The sequence below is a fragment of the Bacillus sp. AFS055030 genome, assembly GCF_002574545.1.
GTDB lineage: Bacteria > Bacillota > Bacilli > Bacillales > Bacillaceae_G > Gottfriedia.
In genome coordinates this window covers 75,377-89,613 of the sequence record NZ_NUGT01000004.1, presented here as the reverse complement: position 1 = coordinate 89,613, position 14,237 = coordinate 75,377, and the positions used below count along the sequence as shown (strand labels likewise).

Below are 14,237 nucleotides of genomic sequence, written 5' to 3'. Positions count from 1 at the left end.
CTCATGAGGAAGTAAAACCGCAAAAATTAGAAAAATCCTTCCTCATAAAGGGCTCATGAGGAAGTAAAACCGCAAAAAGAAGAAAAATCCTTCCTCATAAATAACTCATGAGGAAGTAAAACCGCAAAAATTAGAAAAATCCTTCCTCATAAATAACTCATGAGGAAGAATAGCCCATCGAAAGCGAGATCATGTAGTCAAAACAACCACCGAACCCTTATTTAATATCAACTCTAAAAACGAAATTGCAACAAGTAAAAATACCTTAAAAATAGGTAAATATTCTAAAATCAAAATATTTCAAACAGACTTATAATTAGAATAGAATCAAAATTTAATGTGGGATGGAAGGGTGAGTATATTGTCAAAATCGTATTGGTTAACAAATGTAACTCTGGAAAATGGTTTTACTTATAATGACAATGAAGTGATCAACGGAACTGCAACTGGAAAGTACAATGTTAAAATTGAAAATGGAAAAATTACTTCTATTCAAATAGTTAGTGATTTAATTACAGATCAATTGCCTCAATATGATGTGCAAGGCCTTCTAATGGTTCCTTCATTTAAAGAAATGCATATTCATATTGATAAAACTTATTATGGTGGACCATGGAAAGCATGTATGCCAGCAACTAATGGTGTGAAAACACGTATTGAAGAAGAACAAATTTTATTACCAAAATTGTTACCAACTGCTAAAGAAAGAGCAGAAAAGATGCTAGATCTTTTATTAAGTTACGGTACAACTCACGTTCGAACACATTGTAATATTGATCCAGTTATCGGATTAAAAAACTTAGAAGCAACTATGCAAGCTTTAGAAGGATATAAAGATAAATTAACACATGAAATTGTTGCATTTCCGCAACACGGATTATTAAGAAGTAACTCTGTCGAACTAGTAAGAGAAGCGATGAAATATGGAGCAAATCTAGTAGGTGGAGTTGACCCAGCTACAATTGATGAAAACATCGAACGCTCCCTTGAGACGATTATGGAAATAGCTGTTGAATCTAATTCTGATATCGATGTTCATTTACATGACCCAGATCATCTTGGATTATTTACAATGCAAAGATTAGCAACATTAACTGAAAAAGCAGGTTGGCAGGGAAGAGTTACAGTAAGTCATGCAAGTGGTTTAGCAGATTTATCAGTTCCAGATGCTACTGCGATTGCTGAGAGATTTGCAGATTTAGGAATTTCGATTACTTCTACGGTTCCGATTTTTAGAACAATCCCAATTCCTTTACTAAGTGAAAAAGGTGTAAAAGTCGAACTAGGCAATGACAGTATTACGGATCATTGGACGCCATTTGGGATTGGAGATAATCTTGAAAAAGTTGGGCGACTTGCTGAAAGATTTAGATTAATTGAAGAAAAAACACTTGCTAATAGTCTTGGATTTATTACAGGTGGAGTGACTCCTTTAAACACAGAAGGAGAAAGAGCATGGCCAAATGTTGGAGATGAAGCAAATATCGTACTTGTTGAAGCTACTTGCTCAGCTGAGGCAGTTGCAAGACGAGCAAAACGAGCTGCTGTTATTTTTAAAGGGAATGTTGTAAGTGGTTCAATTTCAAATCTTGAATCAACAACAGTTTAAGTTTTATAAAAGAGAGTGATGAGATGAATCAATCATATTGGCTTAAAAATGTAAAACTTGATAGCGGATTTGTATTTGAAGATGGAAAAATTGATCGTACTGAGACTACTCTTTACAATTTACTAATTAATGATGGGAAAATTGAACAATTACAATCAGCTAATTTTCCATTACAAACAGATTTACCAGTTGAGGATGCAAAAAATTTACTAGCATTACCTGCTTTTAAAGAAATGCATAATCATTTAGATAAGACTTATCTTGGACTTCCATGGAAGGCGTGTATTCCTGCTGCAAATTTAGTAGAGAGATTAAATTTAGAAGCAGCCGAACTTGTAGAACTAGCCGAAACAGGTCAACATCGTGCCCAGCAAATGCTTCATCTATTATTAAAAGGTGGCGCAACCCATGTTCGAACACATGTTAATATTGATCCGTATATTGGCTTGAAAAATTTAGAAGAAATTCAAAAAGCACTTTATACGTATAAAGATAAAATGACTCACGAAATCGTTGCCTTTCCTCAGCATGGATTGCTTCGTACAAATAGTAAATCATTGATGAAAAAAGCGATGAGAGAGGGAGCGACGATTGTCGGAGGATTAGATCCTGGTGGTATTGATCAAAATATTGAACTTTCTTTATTTGAAATGGTTGATTTAGCAGTCCAGTTTGATGCTGATATCGATATTCATATTCATGACCCAGGTCATCTTGGTTTTTATACAATCCAAAAACTTGTTTCGTTTATTGAACAAGCCGGTTGGTATAATCGCGTAGCAGTAAGCCATGCATTTGCGCTAGGTGACGTACCGAAAAATGAATCAGTTGAAATGGCTAGCAAACTAGCAAGCTTAGGCGTATCAATTATGTCGACTGTTCCGATTAACAGGGTAATGCCTCCTGTTGATTTACTACATTCAAAAGGTGTACAAGTTGCTTTAGGATGTGATGGTTTCTATGATTCTTGGTCTCCACATGGAACAGGGGATATGTTAGAAAAAGCTGGAAGATTAGCTGAGAGATACAATTGGAAAGATGAATACGGGCTATCTCAAACATTGCAATTTATAACTGGTGGTATAAAGACTCTTGATGAAAAGGGTAATCTGTTATGGCCAAAGGTTGGAGATGAAGCAAGTATGGTTTTAGTCGATGCAGCATGTTCTGCAGAAGCTGTTGCAAGACGAGCAAAACGTGCTGCTGTTATTGCTAATGGAAAGATTGTTTATGGTGGACTGAATTACGAATCAGCTTTGAAATAAAGTAACAATAGATTACAAAAAGGGGCGAAATTCATGAAATCTAGCTATTGGTTAAAAAATGCTCGATTAGAAATTGGCTTTGAAAAAGAAGACGGAAAAGTGATCGGTACTGCTACTGAATTATTTCATCTTTTTATTGAAAACGGAAAGATCACTCGAATAACGAAAGAAGAAACGGATATTACGAATGAGTTTACAGTTCAAGATGCAGAAGGATTACTACTTCTACCATCTTTTATTGAAAAACATGTACATCTTGATAAAACGTTAATGGGAGATGTATGGAGGGCTTGTACGCCAACTTCTAGTGTGATTGAGCGATTTGAAAATGAAAAAATGGTTTTACCAACAATTGCTTCTAGTACAAAGGAGCGAGCAGAAGCTTTGCTTGAAATCCTTTTAGCCTCAGGCTCTACACATGTGAGAACGCATGTAGATATTTACCCAGAGATTGGAATAAGAAATTTAGAGCAAGTTGAACAAGCCTTAACAAATTATTCAAATCGTCTTAGCTCTGACGTTGTTGCATTTGCTCAACATGGATTATTAAGGTCAAATGCATATAATTATGTCAGAGAAGCACTAAGAAATGGAGCAGGAATTGTTGGCTCAGTTGATCCTGCTATTGTAGATCAAAATATTGAAGAGTCATTATATCAGCTTTATAATTTAGCAGTTGAAGCTGATGCAGATATTGATATCCATTTACACGATCCAGGTCATCTAGGCACTTTTACGATGAAGCGTATAGTAGAGTTTACGAAACAAGCGGGATGGGAAGGAAGAGTAGCAATCAGTCATGCATTTGGGATCGGAGATGTGCCTAGGGAAGAGGCAGTTGATCTAGCGAACAGTTTTAGAGACGCAGGAATTTCGATTGTCACAAGTGTTCCGATTAATAGACAAATGCCTCCAGTTGATTTACTAAATGAACGCGGAGTCGAAGTAGCAGTCGGTAATGATAATATCTTTGATGTTTGGTCTCCACTTGGTACAGGTGATATTCTTGAAAGAGCAGGAAGACTAGCTGAACGCTTTAGATGGATGGATGAAGTATCATTAGCGCAAACATTAAAATATATTACAGGTGGAAAAACGCCATTAGATACAAATGGGAACCAAGTGTGGCCAAAAGTAGGAGATTTTGCAAATCTAGTATTGGTAGATGCAAGCTGTTCGGCCGAGGCTATAGCTAGACGCGCCAATCGTAAAGCAGTAATTTATAATGGGAAAGTCGTTAGTGGTTCCTTAAGTGAAGAAAGATTGATTCGTAAATAAATAGAGAAATTGAAAGATTGGGATAGGACTAAGGTTAAAAAAAGGATGAAAAAGCCTCCCCAAGGAAAATAAACATCCGCATAAATCTATCCTGTCCGTAAACAAAGCTTTGTAAAAAGCCTAAGAATTAGAAGAAAAAGGATCTCTAGAATTTTCTAGATTTCCTTTTTCATTTTTTTCACATTTAGAAAGGGATTAATTGGTAGAAGTTGTAGTCAATTTTAGGAATTACGTATAAGTGCAACAACGCATTTGTTATGTCGACCGAGTTTACTTTTAAAAAATTCGAGAAAGCAGGCTGTAATATGGTTCGTTCTTATCTATTATTACTTTTTTGTGTAATCTGTTGGGGAAGTAATTTTATTTTTGGTTCAATACTAGTAAAAGAATTTCCACCAATTTTATTGTCAGCTTTAAGATTGTGCTTTATATTACTATTTATGGCTTTTTATGCATTAATGAAGAAAAAATGGAAAAAAATTAAGACGAAAGATTGGATTATGATTGTTTTACTAGGGTTAATTGGTACTTGTATTAATCAATGGTCATTTTATGCCGCTTTAGAAACAACCCATCCTACAACTTCTGCATTAATACTTGCACTTGCTCCTCTTACTACATCTTTTTTAGCTTCAATCGTTTTAAAAGAAAGACTAACAAAAGGTTTTGTATTAGGTTCAATTATCGCGTTTATAGGCGTCTTTTTTGTCATAACAAATGGACAAAAGCTTCAAATTACAATTGGGTTGATTTGGATTTTTTTAACGATGCTCACGTTTTCAATCTCAATTATTATGATTAAAAAGCTTACAGTAAGATATGAATCCACAACAATCACGCTTTACTCGAATTTTATTGGTTTTGGAGGCTTATTACCGGTTGTACTTTTTTCAAAAACAACTGGAGAATTGAGCAAGGAAGCGATGCCTTGGATCCTATTAATTGTAACAGCGATCGTTATGCATGGGATTTGTACTTTAATTTGGAATCATCAAATTCAAATAGTCGGAGCATCAAAAGCGGCTATGTTTCTTAACTTAGAACCTTTTATTGCAATGTTAGTTGGATTGATTGTTTTAAAAAATAATATTACTTTATCACAATTATTTGGTGGAGCACTCATTATTATTGGTGTTTTTCTTTCAACTTCATTAAAATGGAAAAGGGCCATTAAACACCCAGTCTATATAAAAGACACAAAGCATTTTTAAGCAAGAGGAGGAGGAAACTATGAAAAACGTAAGAGTTTCTACTACTCTTTTTTCATCAGTTCAATGGTTATTTTTTATTTTTGCAAATACAATTGTAGTCCCTATATCAATAGGTGCTGCATTTCATTTGCCCTCAGATGTGATTGAAAGTACGATTAGAAGTTCACTAATCTTTACTGGTATTGCATCTCTTTTACAAGGATGGATTGGTCATAAATATCCGGTCATGGAGGGGCATTCTGGTTTATTATGGGGAGTTATGCTGAATCTAGGATTATCAGCCTCTGCATTTGGGTTAAGTTATACAGAGATTGGAGGAGGAATGGCAACAGGATTTATTGCAGCAGGTATTGTTACATTACTTTTATCTGCATTCAATCTAATTTCATTTCTTCAAAAAATCTTTACTCCAATGGTAATGACAGTTTATTTGTTTCTACTTTCATTTCAGCTTATATTTGTATTTTTTAAAGGAATGCTTGGAATTACGAGTAAAGGTGAAATCAGTATTTCAATCAGTGTACTTTCTGTATGCATCGTATTATTTGTTAGTATTTTAAAATTAAAAGGTTCTCGTATGATCAGCAATTTTTCAATTTTAATTGGCATTATCGTAGGGTGGTTATTCTACTCAATTTTATTTGGAGCAGATGCAAAAGAAGTAGGGGCACAAAGTGCGCATTTTTCTATATTCCCATTAGGAGCACCAAATTTAGAAATAGGTATAATCACAATCTCATTTTTTGCTGGAATTATGAATTTAAGTAATACATTTGCATCAATTAAAGCTGCGTCTGATTTACTAAAAGAAGAAGCGAATACAAAACAATATCGTTTTTCACTATTGATCACAGGTAGCTTCACAATTATTGCTGCATTATTTGGAATTGTTCCATACACTCCATTTACATCATCACTTGGATTTTTGCAAAGTACACAAATATATGAAAGAAAACCATTTATATATGGTGGAGCACTACTAGCTATAATTGGCTTTCTTCCACCTTTCATTTCATTTTTAGCTACGATGCCTGTAACAGTTGGAAATGCAGTGTTATTTGTTGCATACCTTCAATTGTTTGGAACAGCATTTAGTAGTACAAATGGGAAAGTATTTACATCAAATACAATTTTTAGACTAGCAGCCCCGGTTTTAGTTGGAGTAAGCTTAATGAATATGACTCCTGGAACATTTGGAAATTTACCAATGATTGTTCAACCATTTTTAACAAATGGACTAATTATGGGTGTAATTCTTTCAATTGTATTAGAGAAATCGATTAACTGGAATCAGTTTGAAAAAGTAAAAGGATAAAAATAAGCTCGAGGAAAATATCCTCGGGCCTATTTTTATTTCGAGAAATTCATTAATTTTTGAAGCTCTTTTGTTAATTTAGTACTTGTATGATGAAGCCATCTTTTCGGAACAATTAAATGCTTGCAATTTTTACTATTTAAATAGCTGTAAATAATTTGAGCTTCATCGATTTCATCACGGCTTACATCTTTGGAGGATTGATCATGCATATTCTTGAAGTAATCAATTGAATTTAAATAGATTTGTTTAATTAATTGATCATATGAATCGTCTTTAATTTCTATCAATTCACAATGCAATATTTGTGTCCGATGGATCAGAAAGTATTTAAATTTGTTTTTTTCTAATTGTTCAACTGTAATAATATTGTGGTTTTGTTCAGTAAAATCAATTAGTTTTTCTTTATTAGTTAATGACTTTACCATTTCAATCCAATCCCTGTATTTTGCTGCAGCTTCAAAGTCGAATTGTTCAGACGCACTTAACATAAGCTTTTCCATTTCTTCAAGCAGGCTCATATCAGTACGATTAAGAAAGCCAATAACTTTATCAATGATCATATTGTATTCTTTAAGTGCAGAACCACCTAGACAAACTCCATTACATGTCCCTAACGAATAATTTAAACAAGCGCTATTTTTAATGGATGAATGGCCACAATTAATTTTAAAGCATTCCTTAATGCCATTAACTGCTCTTTCAACAGTACTTCTACTTGTAAAAGGACCAAAGATGAATACATTTTCTCCTTCGATAGGGTCATAGCTAATTTCAAATGTAGGAACTTTTTTATTTAAGTTGATGACTAAGTAAATAAATGATTGCGGATTTTTCATCATACGATTATACATAGGTTTAATCTCTTTAATTAAATGACACTCAAGCATAAAAGCATCGAATTCAGTATCTGTCAATAAATAGTCAAAATCTTTTAAATGGGTTACCAGTTTCTTTACTTTTGGTGTATGTCCTTTTGAATTTTGAAAATAAGATTGAACTCTTTTTTTTAAGCTTTTTGCTTTTCCTACATATAGGATTTGACCTTTTGAATCCTTCATTAAATAAACGCCAGGGGATAATGGCAGATTTTTTACTTTTTCTTGTAGATTAATAGTAGTTCATCCCTTTTCTAGTAAGTATAAATTCATTTTAACATGAGTATTGAATAAAAAGTCAGCACATTTATGTGGAATAACTTCATCAAAACTTAATAAAAAAACAAAATTTAAAGTCTATAATACACGCATAAAAGAACGACTAAACGCGTAAAAATTGACTACAGTAGATTTAAAGGAGAAGTGATTTTGATGAAAACGATCTATACGACATCCTCTTTCTCCAATTGGGTTCTAGCTTGTATTGTTAATGGATTCATCATTTGGTTATGTAGTTTATTTGCTGAATTAGTTAACTGGAAGTATGTTGACATGGGATTCTTTTTATACTTTGTCATTCTAGTTTTCTATCTTATTTGTTTAAAACTAAATGAAGGATTCCCAGCACTTTTTCGGAGATTTGTACTCCGGAAAAAATTCGATTTAATTAATGTATCTGCTTATGAAGTAACGATTATTATTGTAGCAATATTTCATGTCGTCAGAGCGATCGTGATTTATAGAGATGTTCTTAGTACTGTATTTTAAATACCTCCACTAAAAAAAGAGGGTATCCTAACATTACATTCTTAGGAGAACCCTATTTTTTTATTTTAATGAAAAAAGTGTGACAAATAGAATCGCAATTTAGGAGTTCATCTATGTATTTCTTTCTAGATAAAGATCATAATTACTGTATAATTTTCATAGGTGATGAAAATGTTTTTAAAAAAAATTACACTTTTGCGCGATGATATAAAATCCTTTAGGCATTATCCGTTTTCAATTCCTTCGATTAAATCCTTTGATGAATTAAACCTAAGAAAAAATGTAACTTTCTTTGTAGGTGAAAATGGTTCTGGAAAGTCTACATTATTGGAAGCAATTGCTGATAAATGTGATTTTAATACAGCAGGTGGCGGACGTAATAATAATTATGAAGTTTATGCATCAGAGTCACAGCTAGGAAATTACATAAGACTGTCTTGGTTGCCGAAAATTTCGAATGGATTTTTCTTACGAGCGGAATCATTTTATCATTTTGCTACTTATTTAGATGAATTAGAGGACCCAAGAAAATATGAAAGATATGGCGGACAGTCTCTCCATAATCAATCACATGGGGAATCATTTTTATCCCTGTTTTTAAATCGATTTAACGAAACCGCAATCTATTTGTTAGATGAGCCTGAGGCAGCGTTGTCTCCAGCTAGGCAATTATCATTTTTAAAAATAATACATGATTTAGTAGAAAACGAAAATTCACAGTTTATTATTGCAACACATTCTCCCATCCTACTTGGTTATCCAAATGCAGATATTCTGAGCTTTGATCATGGGAAAATTACTAGAGTTGATTACGAAAATACGGACCACTACCAAATTACTAAATACTTTTTACAAAACAGAGAAAAGTTTTTAAGTGATTTATTACGTGATGATGAGTGAAACTAAAAAACTCAGTTCACCTATGTGAAACTGAGTTTTTTGTTATTCCTGTTCTTTTAATTCTTTAGGTAATAAAAATAGTCCATTTTCATCAGCGTGAAGATCAGCAACTTTAAAAACAGCATCTAAATTTAGTGGTCCATATATATGCGGGAATACTTGCCCGAAGTTTTCAGTATCTTCATAGACGATTTTAGATTTTGTTTTCTCTTCATCGATGCATAATAATTTTAAATCAGTTGCACCTTTAAAGAATAAATTTGCAATTTCAACAGTTTGTTTGAGGGTTGAACAATGGATAAAGCCTTCTTTGTTTAAACTATCTGGTGAATATTCACCAGAATTTTTTGCATTTTGCCAGTCTTTGTTCCCAATAATATGTAAAATCATTTTGCTTCTCCTTTAATCATTACTCAAAGTATAATTTAATTTTTCTTTTCATGTCTTCTTTATTTTCTGCAAATTGTTTATGTCGATGTCCATTACCGCCAGATGTATGGGGAAATCCGTATAAAATTGAGTCCGAGTTTAAATAATCATTTGTTGTTAGATAGGTTAACACTTTTGAAACATTAACTCCTAACGGGATAATGAGGGGATCTTCTAGTCTTATGATTTCCTTCGCAAAGGTATGAACAATATACTTTTTAAATAAATCAGTTCTTAAAATATTTGGAGTTGAACCATTATAGTTTTTTCCTTTATAAAAAACAGGGTATTTAATTACGGATGTCGTTTGGACTAAATGACTTGCTGTACTAAAAAGTTCGCTAGTAGAATTTAATCCAAGATATTGATGTAATTCTAATTCGTCTAACATAGCAATTAAATTCTTTCGCATCGGTCCTTCAAAGCTAGAATTCTTTTTAACCTCATGTAAAATTTCTTCGTCATCTATCTCCTGATCCTTGAGCCTGATTACAGTAGAATAAGATTGTTTCATTTGATGTAAACCAGGTGTAATCCCTACAATGATGACTTTAGCTCGCTCATTAATGTACTCAAAAGGAGCATAATAAATTTCTAAATTTTTTTTTTCATCTTTATCTACTAGAAATTTTTCACTTTTTAAAGTACTAGTTTCAAGTGAAGGAGATAAAGAAGATATTAACTTTTTATATTGGTTAAATTTTGCGTTAGCTAAGATTGCCATACTTTCCCTCCGCCACAACCGTATTATAGTATATTGTATCGAAAGTCTACTTAGAAATCCAACGATCTTCGAGCTAGCCTTTCAAGTATAAAATAAGGTGTTTTTGATAAAACTGAATAGCTGAAAGCGAGCTTGAAATTGTATGAAAGGACTGGAAGATTAAGTGCATTATACAAATGAACAAAAAAAGCGTTTAAGAAAATTTAATTTACGTTCTTCCATTCTTCATACTGAAGGAAATTTAATAGAAAACTTTAACATTATTCAGAGAATCTTTCCTACCTCTGATTTAGTAAAAAGAGACTTGATAATACAAAATCAGAAGGCTGTACTTTGCTATTTGTCTAGTGTAGCCGATGAAGATAAAATAGCTCAATTTATTAATACGATCAGTTCATATACAGATGAAACAGAATTGTTTATAACGAATAATACTGTTCGTTCTAATCAAATCTTGGAAATTGAAACAGCAATACTGAATGGTAATAGTATTTTACTAGTAGAAGGCGATCCAGTAGGATTTGTTTATTCGACTGGAAAAGTTCTACAAAGACCGTATACGCCTCCTAGTATTGATAATTCTTTAAGAGGTACAAAGATATCCTTCGTTGAGACTGAACAAGCTAATATCGCTTTGCTTCGAAGATTTATTAAAAGTCGAGATTTTCAAATTAAGCAAGTTGAAATTGGGAATGAGAATAAATGCAAAGTATCAATGGCGTATATCGACGGGTTAGTGGATGAAGATTTACTAGCTGGTGTAGAAGAAACGATTTCAAAGATAAAACTTGATTCGATTATAAGTGCAAGCCATCTAGCACAATTGATTGAAAGGAACCCGTTTTCGCCTTTTCCGCAATATTTTACAACGGAAAGACCAGATGTTGCAGCTACGACATTACTGGAAGGAAAAGTAGTTTTAATTTTAGACCGATCCTCTGAGGTTATTATTTTACCGATAAATTTTGCCATATTTTTTAAAACGATTGATGATTATTCAGCAAGAGCGTGGGTGGCTTCATTTAACCGTATACTTAGAGTCGTTGCATTTTTTTTAACGATCTTTTTGCCAGGAATCTATATTGCCATTATTTCATTCAATTATGAGATTGTCCCTTTAAAATTACTACTATCAATTGGGGAATCCAGGGCAAAGGTTCCATTTGATCCTTTATTTGAAGCCATTGTAATGGAGATTACTTTAGAAATGTTAAGAGAAGCAGCGATTAGGCTACCTGCGCCTATTAGTACAACAGTTGGCATTGTAGGCGGGATTGTAATCGGCCAAGCAGCAGTACAAGCAGGAATTGTTAGTAATATTATGGTAATCGTCGTAGCTTTAACTGCTATTTCATCATTTATTATTCCAAACTATGAAATGGCATCAAGTTTACGGGTCATTCGATTTCCATTTATGATTATGGCTTCATTATTTGGATTAATCGGTTTAGTTGTAAGTACAATGGTTCTTATGATCCATGGATTGAGCTTATCTAGTTACAACAAACCATATACTTTACCGTTTTCCCCCCTCAATCGTGATGCATTTAAAGATACAATTATAAGAATACCTTTAAAATATCTTTGGAAAAAACAAGATAAACGAAATGAAGAATGAATAGGTTAGAAGGGATTCTTTCATGATAATTACGAAGTCAAAAATTACACAATTTCAATTTGTTTTAATGATTTTTGGTATTCAAGTAGGGATTGGAATGTTGTCACTTCCTAGCGAACTAGCTCTTAAAGGAGGGACAAGTAGTTGGATTGCCATTCTTTTTGGGGGGATCATTTCTACTGTAATAAGCATTATATTTGTTAAATTAAGAGAGAAGGCTCCCAATTTAAACTACATCGGTTTTTTTACGTTTTATCTAGGAAAAATTTTTGGATCTATTGTAGTTTTGTTACAAGCAATTTATTTCCTATATGCAGGGTATCTCGTATTAGTTCGAGCGATTTTATATACTCAAGGCTACGTACTTCAAGAAACAAAAAGTTCTATTTTATTATTGTTATTTCTATTTCCAACTTACCAGCTGATCAGGGGGGGAGTTCATTTAATAGCTAAATATATAGAGGCCATTTTTCCAATTGCTGTTTTTACCTTATTCATGCTGCTATTCACACTTAAAGACGCTGATCTAAATTTTATTTTACCAATTGTAAAGAATGGTTGGATGCCAATTTTTAAAACAATTCCATTAACGACGACCTCATTTCTAGGGATTGAATTAACGCTAGTTTTTTATCCATATTTAAAATCAAAGGAAAAGGCGATCAAAGGCGTTATTATTGGAAATGCTTTAACAACTTTTACCTACGTTTTTGTCACAATGATTTGTTTTGTTATTTATAGTCCTTATGAAATCAAAAAAATATATGAGCCCGTTATCGATATTTTAAGTGTAGTAGAATTCCAATATGTTGAGAGATTAGATTTCATTTTATTCTCATTATTTTTAATGATTATTTCAAAAACATGGGTTACGTATATTTGGGCTAGTATGAATGGGTTATCAGAGTTATTTAAATTTAGACTATCACCTATTATCATTATTATTCTTTTTATCATCATTACCATCCTTACATTTATTCAAGTTCCGACCTTTACAAATACAGCTAATCATTTACATATTGTGATGATTTCTGGATTATCCATCACGATCGGTATCCCTATACTGTTATTGGTCAGTGGTTTAATAAAAAATAGGTTAAGTAAGGTGAAAATCAATTGAAATATTTTCAAGTATGTTTGCTTAGTATTTTTTTAGTAATCGGTGTTTCAGGTTGCAAAGGGAAGGTTAACATAGAAGATGTCACTTTGGCGATGATTGTAGGAATCGATGTAAACGATGAAAATAAAGTAGAAATTTATATGGCAAGCCCGATTTTTAGTGGAGAAACAAAAGCGAAAACGAATTATTTTAATGTTCAAACCTTATCACTTAAAGAATCTAGAAATTATTTTGATACACGTGCTAGTGGAGTAACTGGTGGAGGTAAAATTCAAGCAATCTTAATTGGGTCAAAAGTACTTGAACATAAAAATTGGTTTTCAATAATGGATATGTTTTTTCGGGATCCAAAGTTTCGATTAAATGCAGATCTTATTTTTGTAGACGGTCCACTTTCCGATGTTTTTAATTTAAAAGCAAAGGATAAACCAGAGTTACCAATCTATATTCCTCAATTATTAGAAACCGCTGATTATCGAAATGTTGCTTTTAGAACATCTGTACGAATGTTTCATCAAATGTATTATGAAATGGGAATTACACCTTTTGCACCTGAACTGGCAGTACAAGGAGATCATTTAGTAGTAAATGGGACAGCTTTATTAACTAACAATAATTTGTATAATCGTACCTTATCAATGAATGAAACACAGCTGTTAAAAATTTTAAAAGATCATTTAGCAGGGCAATTAGTTATTGCGATGGAACTTAAAAAATTTAAAAAAGATGAAGATGATATTTTTACTAATGTAGAAACTAGTTTTTACATTAAAGATGTAAAGCGGAAAATCGATAAAAAATATTCTAATGGACGATATAGTTTTAATGTAAACTTGACTTTGCCGATAATGTTTACAGAATCCCCAATAAAATTGACGAATTCATCTGAAAAAACATTAAAAAATGCAGTACAAAAAAAATTAGAAAAAGATTTAAATGATTTAGTCCAATCTTTTCAGAAAGATAAAGTAGATCCAGTTGGATTTGGCATACTTGCTCATTCATTTCAATACTCTGATTGGGAAAAACATGAGAAACACTGGCTTGATACATATCAAAAATCGAATATAAAAGTAAAAGTTAAAATTATCGTTATAGATAAAGGGATAATGATGTAAACAA

At 32.5% G+C, this 14,237-nt stretch carries 13 protein-coding genes; 10 read left to right on the top strand and 3 right to left on the bottom strand.

What is annotated here, in order from left to right:
* Positions 1–337 precede the first annotated feature (337 nt).
* From CN925_RS01545 to CN925_RS01525, 5 genes are all read left to right on the top strand, one after another.
* A complete protein-coding gene (locus CN925_RS01545; RefSeq protein ID WP_483295153.1) occupies positions 338–1,609 on the top strand; it encodes an amidohydrolase family protein in 1,272 nt (423 codons plus the stop codon).
* A 23-nt stretch (positions 1,610–1,632) separates the two neighbouring features.
* Entirely contained in the window at positions 1,633–2,874 is a 1,242-nt protein-coding gene (locus CN925_RS01540; RefSeq protein ID WP_098844004.1) for an amidohydrolase, read from the top strand.
* Positions 2,875–2,907: 33 nt separating this feature from the next.
* On the top strand, positions 2,908–4,152 hold the full coding sequence (locus tag CN925_RS01535) for an amidohydrolase (protein ID WP_098844003.1): 1,245 nt from the start codon (positions 2,908–2,910) through the stop codon (positions 4,150–4,152).
* A 305-nt stretch (positions 4,153–4,457) separates the two neighbouring features.
* Positions 4,458–5,363, top strand: a complete 906-nt coding sequence (locus tag CN925_RS01530) for a DMT family transporter (protein WP_098844002.1) — start codon at positions 4,458–4,460, stop codon at positions 5,361–5,363.
* Between the two features lie 19 nt (positions 5,364–5,382).
* Entirely contained in the window at positions 5,383–6,678 is a 1,296-nt protein-coding gene (locus CN925_RS01525; protein WP_098844001.1) for a uracil/xanthine transporter, read from the top strand.
* 35 nt (positions 6,679–6,713) lie between these two features.
* On the opposite strand, the gene CN925_RS01520 is transcribed toward CN925_RS01525, so the two are convergent.
* Positions 6,714–7,766 (bottom strand): GIY-YIG nuclease family protein, encoded by a 1,053-nt coding sequence (locus CN925_RS01520; RefSeq protein ID WP_353616058.1) that lies wholly within the window; start codon positions 7,764–7,766, stop codon positions 6,714–6,716.
* 222 nt (positions 7,767–7,988) lie between these two features.
* Between CN925_RS01520 and CN925_RS01515 the strand changes: the two genes are divergently transcribed.
* Both CN925_RS01515 and CN925_RS01510 read left to right on the top strand, forming a co-directional pair.
* Positions 7,989–8,324 carry a hypothetical protein gene (locus tag CN925_RS01515; RefSeq protein WP_098843999.1) on the top strand — a complete coding sequence of 112 codons (336 nt, stop codon included), beginning with the start codon at positions 7,989–7,991 and terminating at the stop codon, positions 8,322–8,324.
* Positions 8,325–8,495: 171 nt separating this feature from the next.
* Entirely contained in the window at positions 8,496–9,224 is a 729-nt protein-coding gene (locus CN925_RS01510; RefSeq protein ID WP_098843998.1) for an AAA family ATPase, read from the top strand.
* A 42-nt stretch (positions 9,225–9,266) separates the two neighbouring features.
* Here the strand turns inward: CN925_RS01510 and CN925_RS01505 are convergent, their stop codons facing one another.
* Both CN925_RS01505 and CN925_RS01500 read right to left on the bottom strand, forming a co-directional pair.
* Positions 9,267–9,614, bottom strand: coding sequence for a DUF952 domain-containing protein (locus CN925_RS01505; RefSeq protein ID WP_098843997.1), 348 nt, complete (start codon positions 9,612–9,614; stop codon positions 9,267–9,269).
* A gap of 19 nt (positions 9,615–9,633) precedes the next feature.
* Positions 9,634–10,377 (bottom strand): hypothetical protein, encoded by a 744-nt coding sequence (locus tag CN925_RS01500; protein ID WP_098843996.1) that lies wholly within the window; start codon positions 10,375–10,377, stop codon positions 9,634–9,636.
* A gap of 163 nt (positions 10,378–10,540) precedes the next feature.
* Here CN925_RS01500 and CN925_RS01495 point away from each other — a divergent pair, with 163 nt between their 5' ends.
* The 3 genes from CN925_RS01495 to CN925_RS01485 are packed head-to-tail and all read left to right on the top strand — an operon-like array spanning position 10,541 to position 14,233.
* Positions 10,541–11,995: a spore germination protein gene (locus tag CN925_RS01495; protein WP_098843995.1), complete on the top strand. Its 1,455-nt coding sequence runs from the start codon at positions 10,541–10,543 to the stop codon at positions 11,993–11,995.
* A 22-nt stretch (positions 11,996–12,017) separates the two neighbouring features.
* Positions 12,018–13,115 carry a GerAB/ArcD/ProY family transporter gene (locus CN925_RS01490; protein WP_098843994.1) on the top strand — a complete coding sequence of 366 codons (1,098 nt, stop codon included), beginning with the start codon at positions 12,018–12,020 and terminating at the stop codon, positions 13,113–13,115.
* On the top strand, positions 13,112–14,233 hold the full coding sequence (locus CN925_RS01485; RefSeq protein WP_098843993.1) for a Ger(x)C family spore germination protein: 1,122 nt from the start codon (positions 13,112–13,114) through the stop codon (positions 14,231–14,233). Before CN925_RS01490 ends, CN925_RS01485 begins: the two co-directional genes overlap by 4 nt.
* Positions 14,234–14,237 lie beyond the last annotated feature (4 nt).